This is a genomic window from Cutibacterium modestum (assembly GCF_008326345.1).
GTDB lineage: Bacteria > Actinomycetota > Actinomycetes > Propionibacteriales > Propionibacteriaceae > Cutibacterium > Cutibacterium modestum.
Window position 1 is genome coordinate 94,244 of sequence record NZ_BJEN01000001.1, and the last position, 19,108, is coordinate 113,351.

Consider the following 19,108-nt stretch of genomic DNA (forward strand, 5'->3'; position numbering starts at 1 on the left):
CAGGCTGGGCAAGTAATTTCCGTGTGGCCGCTGGGGCCGCGGATTACGCTCACCGTGATCGTGTCAGTGGTGGATGGGCGTCTGCTGACACGTTCGTAGCGAGCTATTCGGTGCACGGATGTGCCTCATTGTGTGAGACAACAGTTCCACCCTACTCATATGGCAAGCAGCTGCAGCTAGGAGATGGCCCCTAACAACGTTGTTCTGTGTCACCGCCATGGGCTTTCGCTAAATCTGTCAGAGGGTCCTGGTGAGATGTGTGTCATGCATGGTTGGGATGATCCCCAGGCTCGTGTGCTTGCCGATGACGCCGACATGGTCCTCGTCATGGGCGGGCCGGGTACAGGGCGGACAAGCCTATGTCTCGAAATTGCAGCGCGACATGTTGCCTCCGGGGGGCTGTTATCTGATGTCTTGGTGTTGGCTCAGACACGGCCATCGGCCCAGGCTTTACGTACTGCGCTCGTTCGTCGGCTCGCAGGTGCTCACCTAGAGCCTCAGGTTATGACGGTCCATGCTCTCGCCCGACGTATCGTCGCCTCCCCGTCGCGGCGGTTGCTCACGGCGCCGGAGCAGGAGTTTCGGATGAGGGAACTTCTTGCTGCACGAGACATGTCTGATTGGCCTGACGAGTTACGCACCTGCGCCGGAACGGCGCAGTTTGCCTCTGACGTCAGGGTAATGGCGGCGCGTCTGCGTCAGGAAGGATGCGACCCGCAAGATCTGACTGACGCGGGCGTCACGTGGGGAGTGCCCGAATGGCGAGTATTGGGGCCCTTCCTGGCCGACTACTTGGACGTTCTCGATTTGGAGGGGACACTCGACTATGCCGAGGCTGTCCATCGGGCTCGGATCGCGTTGACCCGGCCAGGAGCCGATATTGAGGTGCGATCGCGGATCAAGCTCCTCATCTGTGACGACGTGGTCGAATGCGACTCGTCCCAGATTCGTTTTCTCTCTCAGATTGCGCGATGTCATATTCCCTGTGTATTGACCGCGGATCCCGACCAAACGATCTATGGGTTCCGTGGTGCCGTTGCGGAACGGCTTGACGAGGTCATCGATGAGTTCCCCGACGTGTCGGTTCACCATCTGGCAACGAATTACCGCAACAGCCAGCACATTGCTGAGGTCGTCGAGAGCTTGCGAACGAGGATGCCTGCGGTGCCGTCATCAAGTCAGCTGCGTCGTCGTGCCAACCACAGCGCCGTTACTGAGGACGGAACCGTAGCGGCCGTGCGAGCCCCTAGCATGACCCGATTGGTCAGAAAGATCGCCGGCACACTGCGTCACGCACATGTCGCTGACGGCGTGGCGTGGCGGAATATGGCAGTGGTCACTCGCCATGGCGGTGAGTTGGGCATTATTGCGACGGTGCTTGCGGCCGAGGATATTCCGGTTTTGAGGTCGCGTGATGAACATGCGTTGTCGGACATTAACGCCGTCACGCACATCGTGAATGCGTTGGCGATAGCAGTTGCTCTGGCCTCAGGAAGGCAACCTAGCGATCGAGATGTTGCGACGCTTCTGTCGAATCCGCTAGCGGGGATTGATCGTAGCCTCGTTCATAGGCTAGAAACCTGGTGCCGCCTGGTGCGCGGTATTGACATCGACTGGCCACTGTTGGGGGAGCTCGGTGCTGATCCGATGGCCGCAGTGGCGGCCGAGCGAGGTAATGAGAGGCCTGAGGATGGCAGTCGGGCTGAGGTTGACGGCCGAGCTGAGGAGGCCGGCAAGGAGGGGTCCGAGACGGCGCACGAGGCGTACTCAGTACCTCCAGGATTACGAGCCCTCGCCCAGCCACTAGCGATGATGGTTCAGCGGGTGCAACGTGCCGCGGATCTCCTGCGCTCTGATGCTAGCTGTCATGAAGCATTGTGGGCCTTGTGGCAGGGCAGTTCGTGGACATCGTCGCTGCGTAGTCGAGCCTTGGCCGGAGATTCTGCGGCCGACCGCGACCTGGATGGCTTGTGCTCGCTTTTTGATATGGCTGACGGTGCCCAAACAATGGCGGGAATAGCAGGCGCTCGACGTCTGATCGAAGTAGTGCGACAGGAGCAGATCCCAGCTGATCGAGCGCGCGAATCCGATGAGGACCGTGATGGGGTGAGCGTTGTGACAGCCCACCGCGTTAAAGGGCGCGAATTTGACGTCGTCGCCGTATGCGGCCTCGAAGAAGGTAATTGGCCCGCTGATAACCACACGGGATCCCTGGTCCGTGCAGACCGCTGGTCTCCCGACAGCCTCGTCGCCGCGCCTGGATGGTCAGAAAACCTTCGGGCTGAAACGAGACTATTACTCGTGGCATGTTCACGAGCGCGTCGCCAGTTATTGTTGTGTACGGTCGAGTCCGCCGAGGAGGGAAAACGCCCATCTGGGCTGGTTGCTGGGCTTCCCCACGTCGAGGATCATGTTGATTCGCTGAACTTCACCAGTCTCACTGAACTCGTCGGCGAGTTGCGTCGAGTCGTTGTCGACAACTCTGAACTGCCGGGAGTCCGGGCTGAGGCACAAGCATTGCTTGATGACTTGCGCGTCGAAAAGCATCGTGGGCGGCAGTTGGTGCCACAAGCTGATCCTTCGACCTGGTGGTGCCAAGGGGCTCCCCATCAGGCGGACGTGGCCGGGGAGATAGAGCTCAGCGCGTCCCATATCGGAGAACTGCTCACCTGTCCGCGACGATGGTTTATGACCCGTCGCGCCGGTGCCAGCAGCGGATCCGCTTTTCAGGCGAGTATTGGCTCTCTCGTGCACCGAATCTGTGCGGAGAACATGGGTCATTGGTCTCTACCTGGCGCTCTGACTGAATTAGAAGAGGCATGGCCTGAAATCGACGTGACGGCGGAATGGCAGCGTAACGCTAAATTAGCGGATGCGAAAGCAGCAGTGCAGCGCTTTGACGGGTGGTTGCAGTCGCGTCATCGTCAGCTCATCGGGACTGAGGTGCGGGTCGATGGCACGATCGAGGTCCCGTCTGGCACGGCGCGAGTGCGCGGTAGCATCGACCGACTCGAGCGCGACGCAGAAGGCGCGTGTTACGTGGTGGATCTCAAAACTGGGGCCAGTCAGAGTGAGGAGACTAAACGATCCCACCGGCTACAAATTGGCGTGTACCAAGCCGTCGTCGCGTCCGGGGGAGTCAAAACTATAGGTCCGAAACCTGTCAGCGGTGCCGAATTAGTGCATCTTCAGATCGGCGCAGGTAAAGGCAAGTTAAGTCCGAAAGTTGACCATCAGAGTGGGCTTGCCGATGTGCCTTGGCCTAACGAGATCGACCCTGTCGACGGCTGCCGTAATTGGATTGAGGCCAGCGTTGATAAGGCCTTGAGAATTGTCATATCGGGCGACTACCCCGCAGTTGTGAATAGAGGCTGCGGTCATTGTCCTGCCAAAGCTGGATGCCCCGCGCTGGTACCAATGGATCCGGCAACTGCACGTTCAAACCGACGAAGGAATGCCTTATGACGGTCATGACTAACAATGGTTCGATTGATGGCGTTGATGTGGCAGGGCTGCTAGGCATCCCCATTTCTGCCGAGCAAGAGAGAGCGGTGAGAGCGCCATTGGATCCTTGCGTCGTTATTGCCGGTGCGGGAACGGGTAAGACAACGGTGATGGCTGCTCGCGTAGTGTGGCTTGTCGCTAGTGGACTGGTGAGCCCGGAAGAAATCCTCGGGTTGACATTTACCAACAAAGCGACGATGGAATTATCCGAGCGCATTGAATCCAACCTCACTCGGGTGGGCCTGCTGAAACCAGATCAGCCCCGCCCGACGGTGGCGACCTATGACAGCTTTGCGGGGACACTAGTAGGCGACTATGGAGCCTGGGACGGTATTAACACCGGAGCACACCTCATGACTGGCGCCAGGGCGTACCAGCTCGCTTCAGAGGTCGTTGTGGGACTCGACAAGGCTCCACTAGCCGCGACCCATCTGGGGCCGACGCCCATAGCCCAAGCAGTAGTGAAACTAGCCGCGGCCATGGCCTCGCACGACGCAAGTCCGGACGAGGTGAGGAAAGCTGATGCCCGGTGGCGTCAGATGCTCCTCGACGCCCCGACTAAAAAGGGAGGTGGCAGATATGCTGATATCGATACATGGCTTTCACGAGTAGATGAGCGCGAAGAATTCCTCGAACTTGTCGCGGCTTATCAGGAACTCAAGAAAGAACGCGGATTAGTTGAGTTTGGCGACCGTATGGTTCAGGCCCTCCATCTGGTAACTCATCACCCGCGGGTGGGGGAGGAGTTGAGGGCGCGATACCGTGTTGTTCTCCTTGACGAGTATCAAGATACATCGTCGGCCCAAGCTGACGTGCTTGCTGCGCTGTTTTCGGGTCCAGATTCATCTCATGGCATGGGGCACCCGGTGATGGCTGTCGGTGACCCGCTTCAGGCTATTTATGAATGGCGTGGTGCGGCAGCCAGTAACATCTTGGAATTCCATCGGCGCTTTCCGGATAAGGAATGGAATCCAGCTCAGGTACTTTCTCTCACAACTAACCGAAGATGCGCCGATCAAATCATTAATGCCGCCAATATGGCATCTGAAGAGTTGCGAGAACGGTTATCTTCGACGATGAATTTTGACAATGATGCTCCCGCCGGCGATCGGGCAGATGTGGCAGTCGGCCAGCCTCTCGTCGCCCCCGAGGGGAATCGACCTGGTGAGGTCACGGTGGCCGCATACCCCGACTGGGCTGAGGAATGTCGTGCGTGCGCCGACATCGTGGTCGAAGCCAAAGAACGTGGCATCATCACCCACTGGTCTGATGCCGCAATCCTTGTTCGACGCAATTCGGACGTGGCCGACCTCTACGACGCCCTCAGTACCCGTGATGTCCCAGTGCGATTAGCGAACTTGTCTGGACTGCTTCGACTCCCAGACATTGCCATGGTGGTTGCGCATCTTCGGTTATTGGTGGACCGTCAAGACGATGCAGCGATGGCGACTCTGCTTGCCTCCCCACGACTTGGACTCGGCACTGACGACCTGGCGATGGTGTATCGACGCGCCCGCGTATTGGCGAAAACCCGCGCGCAGGCCGATGGGCTGGACCCCGACGATGTTGAGGTTCACCTGTGTGACGCCGTCATGGAAAGACGACCAGGCGGTCACGAACGGCTGCAGCATGCGCTGGCACGGGTATGCGCCGAAATCGTTGACGTCGAAGCGCACCAGGGAGATAGTCCCGACGACTTGGTTCTACTCATTGAGGCCATTACCGGACTCGTCGACGATATGGCCGCTGACGACCCGCACCGCAGTGCAGCTCGGCGAGACCACCTGGATGCGCTATGGGACGAAATACGTGAAGCTCGTCGCAGTGACCCCACGATGACGACCGCAGGAATTGTCGCCTGGCTCGCGGCGGAAGAGGATTTTGGTGACGGGCTTGCGCGAGCCGCTACTGACGACCGCGACGCCGTAACGGTGTCGACAGTTCATGGGGCCAAGGGCTTGGAATGGCCGCTGGTCATGATCCCCGACATGGCTCAAGGCGTATTCCCGTCAACGGCGAGTCCAGACAACTTCACCTCGGTGGCTGCTGTGCTGCCATCCTTCGCCAGAGGAGATGCCAACGACGTAAATCATCCAGCGTCGGGAAGTGTCGCCGATGCCAAGGCCTACGTAGCGGCGCTCAAGGAAGATTCCCAGTGGGCTGAGGCCCGACTCGCTTATGTGGCCCTCACCCGGGCCAAAGAGCGATTAGTCGTGTCGTGGCACAAATGGAGTCCATACCGCAAAGCCGGCTTAGAGCCAGGCCGATATGCAGGGCTTCTTGCCGACATGCTTGGAACGGAGTGGCCGGACTTCGGTGAACGCCCTAACAACGACGTTCAGGCCGGCACATCCTGGCCTGTGATCGCCGAAGATGTGGATCACGGCCCCATCGACAACGTATACCAGTCCGTTGATGATCCTGGACAGGCCGATCGGGTGAATACATGGCGGTCCGATGCTGACGCTCTGCTTAAAGATGCCAGACGACGCATCGATCTGGAGGATGACGTTATGCTTCCACCCCGCCTGACGACCTCGCAGATGGTGAGGCTCAATGCAAATCCCCGGGCTTTCCGAGAGGAGTTGCGTCGCCCCATGCCTCGACCAGCAGACAGGGGATCTGGCATTGGTACGGCATTCCATGAGTGGGTGAGTCGACGGCTCGCGCCAACCGCACCGATTCCACTGTTCGATGCCGACGAGATCGCAGAGCTGGAGGAGGATGATTTCGCACCTGAGGTCGTCGCAGCTGAGCCCGGCGGCGCTGAGGGACATGCGCTGCGAAGCCTGTGCCAAGCCTTCGAAGAAAGTCGGTGGGTGGACGCCACTGTGCTGGCCATCGAGAAATCCTTTGTTATGACGATTGGTCAGACGGTCGTGCGGGGTCGTCTTGACGCCGTTGTCGCTGACCCGGATCATCCTGGAGACGAGCTCGTTATTGATTGGAAGACCTCACGACCAGGTTCAGCGGACCCGCTTCAGCTATCCATCTATCGGCTGGCCTGGGCGCAGGCGAGGGGAATTGACCTGTCGAGGGTGCGTGCGGTCTTCCACCACGTTGGTGCAAACAAAACGATTAGTGCCGAGCCATTTTTAGATGCAGATGAAGTGGCAGTGATGTTGACGACGGCGTCTTCGGGTGGGCCAGTGGGGCATGGGCCTGAGGCGTGAGTTCATATCGGGTTTAAAGTGGCGGCGTGAATAGGATCAGCGATGTCCGGGTCGTCGGGCGGCCGTTATTAGACCGCTGTCATGCCGATCGGGACGATGAGAATGCTAACCGGGTTAGGTGGAATGATCCGGCCGCCCAATTGTTGCTTATTGATCCGCACGACAAGGTCGTTATGGCTGATGGCCGGGTGGTCGCGGTTCCGACCGAGGGCGAGCGTGACGACCAGCGTGACCTGCTACTTGGTGTCGTTGACGGCGTGCCTTGGTTCGCGCGTCGTACTAGTGAGCCGCGACCAGCGGCCCGGAGCTTGCGCACGGTTGACCTTGTCCCAGTTGATCGGGAACTCGTCATGTCGGCAGTTGCAGCGCTGGCTTGGCATGAGAGCCACCCGCTTTGTCCGCGTTGTGGGCGGTCTACCCACATCACGAGTGGTGGGCCGGTTCGGGTCTGTCCTCAGGGGCATCGAATATTCCCTCGCACAGACCCAGCAATTATCACCGCCGTCCTTGATGGCGAAGACCGCATCGTGCTCGCTCGTCAGCACTCTTGGGAGCCGCATCGCAGGTCAGTGTTGGCAGGATTCATCGAAGCCGGCGAATCTGCAGAGCATGCAGTAGTGCGCGAAGCTGCCGAAGAAACAAACCTGACAATCACCTCGGCGTGCTACGTAGGTTCGCAGGTGTGGCCGTTCCCCCGGTCACTCATGTTCGGCTACGTAGCTCGGGCGAGTGGGGCCATCGATGTCGGCCACGATGAGCTAGCGGAGGCTGATTTTCTCAGCCGTCAGGAGGTGTCTGACCAGGTTGATGCTGGTCACCTTCAGCTGCCGCCAACCCTGTCGATAGCACGAGCCCTCATTGATGCATGGTTGGAATACCGGCTTCCGAAACCAGAGAGCGGGTTCGACTTATTGGGCTCACCGACATGACGGCACATTGACGTTGAGAGCCCGGTCGCACGAGGAAGTGCGATTCTCCTCCCAACGTCGCTGAATCCCAGAGCGTCGATCATTGGCCCGGTCAATTGCCCGCTCTACCGACTCTTTGGTGCCCACCACGCTGAGGTGCTCACGGGCACGCGTGATCGCGGTGTAGAACAACTCGCGAGTGAGGAGGGGCGAGTCGGGTGGTGGCAGGATCACCGTCACGTCCGTGAACTGGCTGCCCTGCGCTTTGTGAATGGTCATGGCCTGTAGTGGTTGCAACGATGGGATGAGGGAACACGGCAGCCGTCTCGGGGCTCCACCGGGTCCAGGTAGAGCCACCGTCGGGATGGGGCGTGTTTCAACAACGACGCCGCAGTCACCGTTATTGATTCCCAACTGCGCGAGGTTGTGCGTCACGATCGCAGTTTCACCGAGAGCCCACCGGCTCTGGTCAACGCCGGGCAACACATCTGAGAGCACAGCAACCATGCGTTGCGACCACTCATCTACTCCGTATGGCCCTTCTCGGTGAGCGCACAACAGTCGGTGGGCGTCGACGAGTTTGAGCGCGGCGGCGTCGGCACCCTCCTCGGTCAGTTCAAGCATGTGCGCCCCGGTACGTGCGATCACGTTCGCAACCGCCGGGAGGTCGGACATAGTGATGCTCGCTGGGTCGGCGTCGATCCATGTGATGCTGTGACGGTCGCTGTTCGCAACGCTGTCATCGGGGAAAGGCGGGGTTACTTTTGCGGCTGCTACCAATATGTCCAACGCAGCACTGGTGTCACCCTCACGCACCGCCTCTGACAACCGTGCGATATCTCCCCTAGAGCGGTGATTGTGGGTGAGGATTGTGACGGGAAGTCGTGCTTGGAGAGTGTCAGCTGACGACACGATATCTGCCAAGACGCTACCGGCATCCACTGAGACGAGCTGGCCTGGGTCCCCCACGAGGATGAGACGAGTTCCAGGCCCGATTGCAGACAGGAGGTTAGCGGCCAGAGGTAGAGACAGCATCGACGCTTCATCAACAACGACGACTCCAAATGGAAGCTTGTGCTGCTCGTCATATCCAAATGAGGTCCCCGGCCCCTGCCATTTCAGCAGTGAGTGGACGGTGGCTGCGTCAGCAACGAGGGGTTTCAGGTCGTCGGGCATACGCTCAGACACCTGCGAAACGGAGTCACGCAAGCGTGCCGCGGCTTTGCCGCTGGGGGCTGCGAGGGCCACGGCTCCAAGGCGCGGGTCAGCCTGCTGGAGAGCCGCCAAGAGGGTACATACCGTGGTAGTCTTTCCCGTCCCTGGGCCGCCCGCGAGGACACTAATCCGGTGCGTAATTGCTGCAACGGCAGCATCAGCTTGAGCCGGGTCCAGAACGATCCCGGAGGCTGCTAAGGAACTGCTGACGTTGGCAACAACATCGTCAGCGGACACAGGGCCTTGGCTTGGTGGATCCGCAGCGAGGACAGCGAGATCGCGGGCGACATCATGTTCAGCCTGCCAGTACTTCTCTAGGTAGACCATGCCGTCATCAAGACGAGCCGGCAACCGATTGAGCGGATCCTCGCGGTCAGCAACAACGGGACTTGCTTTTAACGCCGTTAGCCACTTGCCAGGGTCTGGCCAATCCAATTCTGCGAACAGTGCTGCCTGGTCACTACTTTCGATGTCTGGAATTGCCGGATCAAGAACCTGACGGCGGACGACATCTGCGATTTCATGGGGATCCCAGAACACTGAGCCACGCCGGAGTTCACGGCATGATAGAGCGACGGCGAGACTGACGTCACCATTTGTTTCGCCACCGATGCGGCAGACCAGATTGGCTAAATGGATATCACTGGATTCGAGGACTCCGGCTCGGGCGAAAGGCTCTAGCCGTTCTCCTGCTCCAACCGGTACGAGGTCAGCCATGAATACCTCCCAACCGCTCACTGATCGCCTCAATGAGCTCAGGTTTCGGATGCCAGGTGAAAACCCCGTCGGACATGTCGCCGTCAGATATCGGACGATGAGCCATACCGCGAACGAAAAGGTAGCCGATGGGGCCGAGGTGGGTTGCGGGATCGTATCCAGGGTGGCTTGACGCCAGGAATCGATGCAAGGCTGCCGAATACAACAAGCCTTGTAGCGGGTAGTGAGAACTGAACATCATGGCCCTCATCGTGTGTGCGTCATACATACGAGGAGTTAGTTTCGAGACCCCAGGAATCCGATTCGTCTTGTAATCGACAACCAGATAACGACCATCGGGGCGCCTCAACACCGCGTCGATCGAACCTGTAAGAAAGCCGTGCAATGCTTGGTTGCCATTGGGGATATGAACCAGCATCTTGCCATAACCGCTAATGGGGTCATCCGGTGGCACCAGGCTCGGATCGCAGAGGGGAGACGCTAGATCTGCCATAGTCGCCGACCCTCCGGACTGGGACATGGCAAGTTCGAAATTCATTTCGGCCAGTCGATCTGCCGGAGAAAAATCTGCCAACGTCATGCCCGGGGCCAAAGATCCGAGATCGCTATGAAGGACCTGCTCCAAACCGGCGGCAAGGTCAGCTGGTGGGACGTCTGGTAGGGGAGATGTTCGAAGGGTCCTGCGGGTGATTGCCAGTACCTCGGCGGAAAGGTCGGTAGCTGAGGTATCGATGTACTCAAGGACCGCGTGGACCAGACTGCCGAAGGAGGTTCCACCTGGTAGCCCACACAGACCGGGGGCAGTGTCGTCGACGGATTTGTCGTCCACGGGTTCGTCGATGAGAGTATTCGCCAGTGTCGGCACAGCTGCATGGAGGTCGGCCGTCAAACCTGAATATGAGGTTCGGACAAATGCGGTGTCGACCGGTCGCGTTAGCGTCCGAGGGACGACGCGGGCGCGAGATTGGGTGGTGGCCGTCGGGGTAAGGCATCTCTGGTTAGCAGGTGCTATCGCTGTGGCGATCGGTCCAGAATTGAGCCAGGGGAAAGTTCCCGGAACAGTCCCGGCATTGCCTAGGCCGAGCTTGCCTGTCGCACGGTCCATCTCTACGAGACGTTGGAAGGCCGACCACGAATGTCGCTGAGGGCAAGGAGACCACCACAAACGCACGGCAGATCGAGCGCGGGTCAGGGCGACATATAGTAGGCGAAGATTCTCGCCACGCTCATCCTCTTCGTGGCTCTCGACTGCTATAGCACGATCGGCGCCTTGCGAGCTGATGTCCAGCACGCGCCGTTGCCCGTCATGCCACACGACCGGACCACTGATGCTCTTTTTGGGCGCCCATGCGCTAGCGATGTCGGGCAATAACACGACGGGGAACCCAAGCCCTTTTGCCTCATGGATAGTCATGATGGTGACGGCCTGTTGGTCGCTATCAAGGCGGCGGGGATCGTCGTCCCCCGCCTGTTGCTGTTGCTCGCGGATCCATGCCGCGGTTGCCGTCGCCGTCAACATTCCTTTACAGGCTGCAATATGTGCCTTTTGTGCAACCTGACGTAGGTCGGTGACATACCGCTCGCCACCCGTCATGCTCACTAGACGCGTCAGCACATCGGGACGATGAAGGGCAGCCTCAATGGTTCCCCATACCCCCGTCATCGTCCACGTACTCGACCATCGAGCCAGGTCAATCGCGAGGTCAGAGCGCACTCGCGAATCCGATGCCGCTAAATCGGCGGGGGTCGCACCGATGAGGTCAGACAGGCACAACCTGGTCCGCAGCCGTTCATCAGTATTATCGAGAGCTTCGAGCAGGGTCACAAGATCGTCGGCAGCCTGAGACGACCACACCGATAAGGCGCCAGAAAATACAGCAGGCTGGTGAGCCTGTGACAGCGCTGCCGCAAGCTCAGCACCCCTACGACGCCTTCGCACTAAGATGGCGATGTCGTTGGGGCGAAGTGGCCTTACCTCGCCGTCGTCATCGGTAACGACTGTCCCGCCCTCAAGCATCATGATGACCTGATTGACGAGGTCTTCAGTGACCAGTCGATCAGATGCCGTCGTATCTAACCGCACGTTAGCAGGAGCTTGTATGCAGCGGATCTGGAATGGCTGAGACCAAGAGTAGTGCGGCCCATTGGTGGCTGCAGTAGCGATTCGGGATTCTTGATGACGAGCCGTCACCGACCCCATGGGGATGCCGTGGCCCAATTGTGCGCTGCCAAAGAGGGTGTTGATGGCCTCGACAATGGTCTTATCAGTTCGGTAGTTGACGTCGAGATGGAGGACATAGCTGGCAGACTGGGCCGCATCTTGGTAGGCGTGGACGTCGGCCCCGCGGAAGGCATAGATCGACTGTTTTGGATCTCCGATCAGCCAAAGATTGCTGTGGCCATGAAAGGCACGCTGCAATGTCTCCCATTGCAGAGGATCAGTGTCTTGGAACTCGTCAACCATGACGAGTCGAAACCGGTTAGCGAGTGTTGCGCAAGCTAAAGGGCCGCGATCTGAGTCACGAAGAGCGTCGACAAGATCGCTAATGAGGTCGTCAAAGGTATGAAGCGCCCGCAATCTAGAACGCTTTCGGACGTCTTTGCGTACTGACTGCGCCCACATCAAGTCTTGCGCGGAGACCTGCATATCCTCTTTGGAGGAGATCGGAACTTCGCCGTATTTGACGGCGACATCGCAAGACAACTCGCGCTTCTCACGCACCGAGGGCGGATGATCACAATCGAGGTACCGCGCCAGGTAGTGGTCATCAGAAACCTCGGTCGCTAAGGGGGTGAGATCAGTCATGAGGACCGAGGATGGGTCGTGGTCTGACAGCACCCCTAGTTCCACAAGCATTCGGGAAGCGAACTCATGGGTCGTGGTAATGACCGCCTTATCGAAGGCGTCGAGAGCGGACTCCACTCGTGTCAGGCCGTCCTGGCCAAGCCTAATAAGCGCCTCATCGCAGGGGTCAGAGGGTTTTCGGGAGCCTGCTAGCAACGAACGAGTGTTGACAAGGCGCTCGTAGACCCGCCCGCGTAACTCGCGAGCAGCTGAGCGGTTGAAGGTCACCAGGAGCAGGTTCTCCATGTGAACCATGCCAGTTGCGATAGCCTTTGCGCATACCGCTGAGATAGTCCATGTCTTGCCGGTTCCGGCGCTTGCTGCAAGCAGGACAGTTCCTCGTGGCAGCGATTGAGTGATGTCAAAGGGGGTGCTGGTTGTCATGCTATCCCCCCAGGATTCGAAAACTGGGCCATCGTTGGTTGTGAAGGCCCAACTCCTCTGGATGCTTGGATAATCGGATTGAACAGCCATCCTGAAAGTTCCTCCAGGGTGGTACCCAACTCATGACAGCGTGCGATGAGTTCACCCACATCGGTTCCCAAGAAGGCAGCCCAGTTCGCATCCCGCTCCCGCAACCACTGCACCTGGAGGGCGCTGTTTCCGGTGCGGTAGTCGTTGCACGCCATGGGAGGCAACCCGACAAGCGCATGTGCTAACTTCACAGGTAATGGGATGAGCTGTTGGTTGCTCCACCAGGCGAGTCGGGCGAGCCCAGCTAAGATGTCGCGGGCATGGTCGGGGGCTGGGGCGGCCATCTGCAGGACGCCGTCGCTGGATACAAGAGCTCCAAACCATTCGGCTTCGTCAGTCGCGACAGTCACAGCGAGCAGGTCGATCCACAGGTTGAGGAGTGGCCTGGCGTTCGCCCGGGTCGCAACGGCATGGACAATCTGATGGCCCCTCACACCGACTCGACCACGTAGGTGAACTGGGTGCATAGGATCGACAATGAGTTCGTCAGGCCACAGCAACTGAGGGCTGTTACCCTCAACGAGGTCGAGGCCAATTTCGATGAACTGTTCGTCCTGGTTGTTGCGGAGCCGATTAGCCGTCTGAGAAATCCGCATCGCGTCTTCAGCCAAAAGGGTGACGAGGCGCTGACCCAGGCGTCCGGGAGGAGTAGAACCGCGGAGCCGTTCGGCATCGATGGCGTCGTCTGGCAGAGACCCGTGTTCCAGGTCGGCCAGAATACGGGAACGTATCCAGTATTTGTCCAACGAGTTTGGAGCAAGTGGAAGGGCGACCGCAAGCTCGGTAGATCTTTCATTAGCTGGTGCACCGACACGAGCTCGCAACAGCGTCCGTGCCGGGTGAGACAGAGCAAGAGTGAGGTCGGCAGGGGACATTCGGGACTCAGGCAGCTCAGTCACCGGAGGCAAAACGATGCGATGAGGTCGAGGCTGTGAACCAGGATGACACCGTGCCGCTGCGGCCGCTGCGTCGTCGAATCCACTCCAAGAGGTGCCACTGCGATCAGAGAATTCATCGATGGAAAAGGGTTGCAAACCGTGATTGACGTGACGCGGTGCTATGGACCGCGCTGCTAGAGCTTGGGAGAGTGTTGTCGTAAAGGGGCCTGGTAGCACGGGGAGATTGCTCACGGGGTTACGCGCCTGCCTCACGACGACCAGGAGAGTCCTGGCCGACAGGGCGACGTCAAGAAGGTTCTGACGTGTTTGAGCAGCGGGATCGAGACTTTCATCTCGCAAGCCTTGAAGGGGATCGGCATGAACAACATCGTGGTCGGGATCAACAATAATCACGACCTCATGGTCGACAGGGGAGAGTTCACCCGGACGGCACACCTGAATCGATCCATCAAACCAGCTGTACCGGCCGTGATGGACGTCTGTGAGCCAGTTGAGGAGGTCGATGATTTCCTGACGATCAAACTCCCTGTCTTCTGCGACTCCTTGTAAGCCTGTCAGCAGAGCGAGAGTCTCTAGCGTCGATTGAGGGGCATCTACGGGAGCGGCAGTGAGGTTATCAGCGATCTCACTGACTCGGTGACTCCAGGTGGTAATCGATGCGGGTGCTTCAGTGTCGAGGAACGCCTTGCGTATACGGGATACGAGTTCGGCGAGTTTCCCGACGACGGGGATTGTTGTCGATCCGACATCAGTAATTGGCGTGACCGTCCCCAGATGAGTTGGTGGGGCAGACGACATCGCGATGGCGAGAACCATCCTTTCGGTGCCAGCCAGCCAGGTCGATTGCCTAATCCGACCTAGTCCCACCTTTTCCCGTGCGGCAGGGTCAACTCCCCACCGGATATCGGCTTGGCTCACTAGCCTTTCAATTGTTTCCTGGTCGTCATCGGAGAATCCGAATCGGGCTTGCACCGCGGGCATGGCGCACAGGCTGAGTAAGTCTTGTCCCGTGGCACGCGAGGACGCCAGGCCCAAGATGGTCGTCACTGCTTCAGTGACGGGATTGGCATGCTCACGTGGCGCAGGGGTCGTGAATCGCAACTGATGTGCGGGATGATCGGTATTTGCCAAAGTCCCGGCGGAAAGAAGGTGGGCGGTGTCCTGGCGCCCGCAGCATACGACGACGATGTCCCTGGGTTCCAAGGTTGGGTAGTCAGCGAGAGCGGCGCACACTGCATCGCGTACTACTTCGGCCTGGCGATCAGCTCCGTGGCAGTGGTGCATTTCAACGGTTGGCAGCTCTGTGTGGCGGGCATTCGCAGCGCTTTGGGCCGTGCGGATGGACGACGATGTCCACCGTGCGGTAGTAGCAGAGCGCACCCGGTCAAAGGTTCGCCACGGATCCGCGCCACCGATGCCATGATCGAGATGGATGATGGAGACATTGTGCGAAGACGATAACGCCTCCGCCATATTGACGTCGTGTTGAGCCGTGGCCGTCGACGAGAACCATACGATTGGTGGCTCAAACTGTTCGTGAGTGAGTATCGCCTTGACGAGGAGCTGGTGTCGAGTCACAGGGTCAGGGACATGGCACGGCTCGGCGAGGAGGGCACGCCACAGCGGGGCCCACCATGCGCGGGCGGGATCCAACCGGTTACCTGCAAGGTCAGCATCATCTCGGTGAGATATAGGGTCCTGCACATCAGCCCAGGCACTCAAGACCTCGTGAGAGTCGCGAGCCAGTGCATAGATCGCGTCTGCGGCTTGACGCGCAGTTGTCCATGCTGCACGTGGTACCCCCCGTCGACGACTGGCCTCCAGATGAGCCGAAACGATCTCAAAGCCGAGGGGATTGGTCTCGATGAGGCGAGAGATACGCAGCGCAAGGGGCCCGAGCTGCCACGGGTCGGTTTCCCGCTCGATTCCCAGGAGATCTTCCTCGAGTCGGGCTCGTAGACCTTGCGGGGTCGTTGTATCGATACCGGCGGCGATTCCATGACGACGGGCAAGGGATTGCAGCAGGGCCCGAGACTGAGCATTGCCAGGAGCAACCAGAATCGGCCGAACAAATGGATCGCTCGTGGGCTCCGACAAGGCAGCTACAACGGCATCGCGGACATCACTCCAAGAATGAACGACCTTCACCACACCCGTCATCGACGCACCTCCTCGTGATAGTTCGGCCTTCTGCCGAACTGAACGGTCAGTCTAGGTGCGAGGCATGACAGGTTGACGAGCCAGTTGTGGCACAAGAGCAGAACATGCCCGACCTCCGTGGCACGTCGCTGTCGGTCCTGCCCCTTATGGTGATCGCTGTGAAACCCCAATCGGCAGATGCGATTCTGGCGGCACTGGATCCTGAACAGGTCAAGGTTGCGAAGACCTTCGACGTTCCGGTGTGCGTCATAGCTGGTGCCGGGACAGGTAAAACTCGTGCCGTCACTCATCGCATCGCCTACGGTGCGGTGACGGGCAAGCTTGATCCGCGTCGTACCCTTGCAGTCACGTTCACGACCAAGGCAGCCGGCACGATGAAGGGTCGACTCGCTGATCTCGGGGTTACTGGTGTGCAGGCTCGCACTATTCATTCCGCTGCGTTGCGGCAGATCAAGTTTTTCTGGCCACGCGCATATAACTGTGAATTGCCACCGGTGAGTGATTCTCGTTTCTCGATGGTGGCGGAGGTGAGCCGACGTATTGGTCTGGGCAATGACAAGGCGTTGCTGCGCGACTTGTCCGCCGAGATATCGTGGGCGAAGGTTTCTAATGTGCCCACTGATCAATACGCGTCCCTGGCTAGGGCGGAAGGTCGGGTTGTGGCAGGGGTTTCGGCAACTGACGTAGGGCGAGTTCTGGCCGGATATGAGGCTGTAAAGAAGGAACGCTGCGTCATTGATCTGGATGATATCTTGTTGTGTGCCGTGGGATTGCTGGTTCAGCACCGTGACATCACTGAAGAGGTTCGAGTTCGGTATCAACATTTCGTTGTCGACGAATACCAGGATGTTTCTCCGCTGCAGCACCGATTGCTTGAACTGTGGTTCGGGGATCGAAATGATGTGTGCGTCGTTGGAGATCCGCACCAGGCCATTCATTCCTATGCGGGCGCGCGACCTGACTACCTCCTCAACTTCGTTGCCGATCATCCTGGCGCTAAGCGTATCGATTTGGTTCGCAACTACCGCTCCAGTCCCGAGATCATTCGATTGGCCAATGAGGTTCTTGTTAACCGCATGACTTCGGAGGAGGCTCCGGAACATGGCAGAGGAGTCACGTTGGTTTCCCGTGGGCGATCCGGGCCCGAGCCTGTCTATCAAGCCCTCGGCGATGATGCTTCCGAGGCTGCAGCTATAGCAATGTGGGTCGAGTCGCGCCACGCTGCGGGAGTCCCGTGGTCTGAGATTGCCGTCTTGTACCGGGTCAATTCTCAGGCAGCCCACCTTGAGACCGCGCTGGCGGAGAGATCCATTCCATATCTTGTGAAGGGTTCTGAGCGCTTCTATGACAGGGGCGAGGTGCGACGTAGCCTTGATGCTTTGGTTCGGCTTGTTGCCGACGAGCCGGGTGCCGATCCGCTGTCGACCTTTGATCGCGTGCTCACTGCTCAAGGTTGGTCGGTTATTGCGCCCGGGGGAGCAGGCGATGTCAGGCAGAGGTGGGAATCGTTGCAGGCCTTGCACGACCTGGCGATCTCGCTCGTTAACGATGGAACGACGACGCTGGAAGGATTGGCAGCCATGTTCTCCCGTAGGACTGCTACCCAGGAAGCGCCAGTCGGCGACGGTGTGACCCTGGCGACTTTGCACGCATCCAAGGGGCTCGAATGGGATGCCGTAGCCCTGTATGGCATGAGCGACACGATGGTGCCCTTCATCATGGTTGAAACTCCGGCTGAGTTGGCTTCGGAACGCCGGTTGTTGCATGTTGGCGTGACGCGAGCACGACGAAACTTGTGGGTCTCGTACTCGTGCTCGGGGGGAAACCGAGACCGGCAGGGCATCTCGCGATTCTTGCGCGGCCTCCCCGGAACGAGGGAAGTGACCGACAAACCGCCGCGCCATCGTCGTAATCGCCGTGCCACGGTTACGGTCTGCTCGGTGTGTGGTAAAGCCCTTACAGCGGCCAGAGACCGAAAACTTGGCCACCACATTGCTTGCGAGGTTGGGGTCGACCCAGATCTCGTCGAGAGGTTGCGGCAGTGGCGCAGCAAGCGTGCGGAAGCCGATCGAGTACCAGCTTTCGTCATTCTCACCGACGCCACGCTGCTGGCCGTAGCAGAGAAGCGGCCTGACTCCCTGGAAGGTCTGTTGCAGGTCCCAGGAATTGGCAGGCGCAAGGCTGATCTTTACGCGGCTGATCTTATCAAGGTGCTGCACGGCTCCTCCTCAGATAACCAACAGTGACATCCAGGCTGAGCTGGCACCTCAATACTGCGTTCGCCGGCGATAGTGCGCACATGGAAGGTCTTTGGTCGACGGGAGACCGCCGGGTCGCGGATAGATAGTGCAGCATCTTCAATCCGGTTGACGAGCCATTCAGTGACCGCCGGATCGTGACCTCCCTCCGCCATACTGCGAGCCATCGTCACCCAATCAGGGTCGCGGGCGGCCATCGCCATGTCGGCGCAGTGCTGACATCCGGGGTGGCCATCGTTGACAGGACCAAGCGTGACCCAGTGATGGTGGCCCCATGCGACGACCGATGGGACCCCTGCTCGACGGCACTGCTCGGCCACGTCACGGCCTCCGAGGAGACTCCGAGGGCAAATAACAACGACGTGGACGTCAGTAAGGGTGTGTCCACTTATGCGGCGTAAATCGCGGGCGTTCCCGGGTTCAGGTGCTCTTACCCACGTCGCAACGTCGATTCGCCGCGCTGTGAGACCTCGCACCAGATCATCTGAGCACCCATGGTCGCTGACGACTGTCACGCGAAGATCGCTGCGCTTGGTGGCTAGGCCCGCTTCATATAGGTGACGCGCGACATCTGCTGGAACCTCGACATGTCCATCGACACTTGCCGTCGCGCCGCGCAGTCGGAAGGACCGGCCATCTGGAGCGAGCAGACGCAACCCTCCTGGAACCGAGATCCACGGACAATCAAGTTCAACATACATAGTCTGAACCTTCCCAAGCCATGGATGCTGACGAAAGTCCCGGTGGAGAGACGGGCAACACGATGAAGAAGATGGACAACAACTCGACTCTTCCGGGCAACACGTCATGCCAGTAGGACAACATGTCGCCAGGTCCGCCGCCGAGGCTGGCCTGGCGATACACAGAAACCCTCGGACCATCATGATGTGCCTTCCCCTGCACATCCGAGACCCGAGGGCTAGCTTTAATGTAGGACAGGCTCGAGTTCTCGTCA

Annotated in this window: 8 protein-coding genes; 4 read left to right on the top strand and 4 right to left on the bottom strand. The window is 59.2% G+C overall.

Annotated elements, in window-relative coordinates; genetic code table 11:
- Window positions 1-255: 255 nt before the first annotated feature.
- The 3 genes from F1563_RS00525 to nudC are packed head-to-tail and all read left to right on the top strand — an operon-like array spanning window position 256 to window position 7,606.
- On the top strand, window positions 256-3,465 hold the full coding sequence (locus F1563_RS00525; RefSeq protein WP_002526671.1) for an ATP-dependent helicase: 3,210 nt from the start codon (window positions 256-258) through the stop codon (window positions 3,463-3,465).
- Window positions 3,462-6,677, top strand: a complete 3,216-nt coding sequence (locus F1563_RS00530) for an ATP-dependent DNA helicase (RefSeq protein ID WP_002526672.1) — start codon at window positions 3,462-3,464, stop codon at window positions 6,675-6,677. Before F1563_RS00525 ends, F1563_RS00530 begins: the two co-directional genes overlap by 4 nt.
- A 26-nt stretch (window positions 6,678-6,703) precedes the next feature.
- The gene (gene nudC / locus F1563_RS00535; RefSeq protein ID WP_002526673.1) at window positions 6,704-7,606 is read left to right on the top strand and encodes an NAD(+) diphosphatase; all 903 of its coding nucleotides are present in this window, start codon (window positions 6,704-6,706) and stop codon (window positions 7,604-7,606) included.
- Here the strand turns inward: nudC and recD are convergent.
- The 3 genes from recD to F1563_RS00550 are packed head-to-tail and all read right to left on the bottom strand — an operon-like array spanning window position 7,595 to window position 15,895.
- A complete protein-coding gene (recD, locus tag F1563_RS00540) occupies window positions 7,595-9,517 on the bottom strand; it encodes an exodeoxyribonuclease V subunit alpha (RefSeq protein ID WP_002546906.1) in 1,923 nt (640 codons plus the stop codon). The genes nudC and recD overlap by 12 nt on opposite strands.
- Entirely contained in the window at window positions 9,510-12,746 is a 3,237-nt protein-coding gene (locus F1563_RS00545; RefSeq protein WP_007433461.1) for a UvrD-helicase domain-containing protein, read from the bottom strand. Before F1563_RS00545 ends, recD begins: the two co-directional genes overlap by 8 nt.
- The gene (locus F1563_RS00550) at window positions 12,743-15,895 is read right to left on the bottom strand and encodes an exodeoxyribonuclease V subunit gamma (protein ID WP_002526676.1); all 3,153 of its coding nucleotides are present in this window, start codon (window positions 15,893-15,895) and stop codon (window positions 12,743-12,745) included. Before F1563_RS00550 ends, F1563_RS00545 begins: the two co-directional genes overlap by 4 nt.
- Before the next feature lie 104 nt (window positions 15,896-15,999).
- Between F1563_RS00550 and F1563_RS00555 the strand changes: the two genes are divergently transcribed.
- On the top strand, window positions 16,000-18,141 hold the full coding sequence (locus F1563_RS00555; protein ID WP_002546904.1) for an ATP-dependent DNA helicase UvrD2: 2,142 nt from the start codon (window positions 16,000-16,002) through the stop codon (window positions 18,139-18,141).
- Here the strand turns inward: F1563_RS00555 and F1563_RS00560 are convergent.
- Complete coding sequence (locus F1563_RS00560; RefSeq protein WP_172623543.1) at window positions 18,084-19,037, bottom strand: hypothetical protein; 954 nt, start codon at window positions 19,035-19,037, stop codon at window positions 18,084-18,086. The two genes, F1563_RS00555 and F1563_RS00560, sit on opposite strands and share 58 nt — an antisense overlap.
- Window positions 19,038-19,108: the final 71 nt, after the last annotated feature.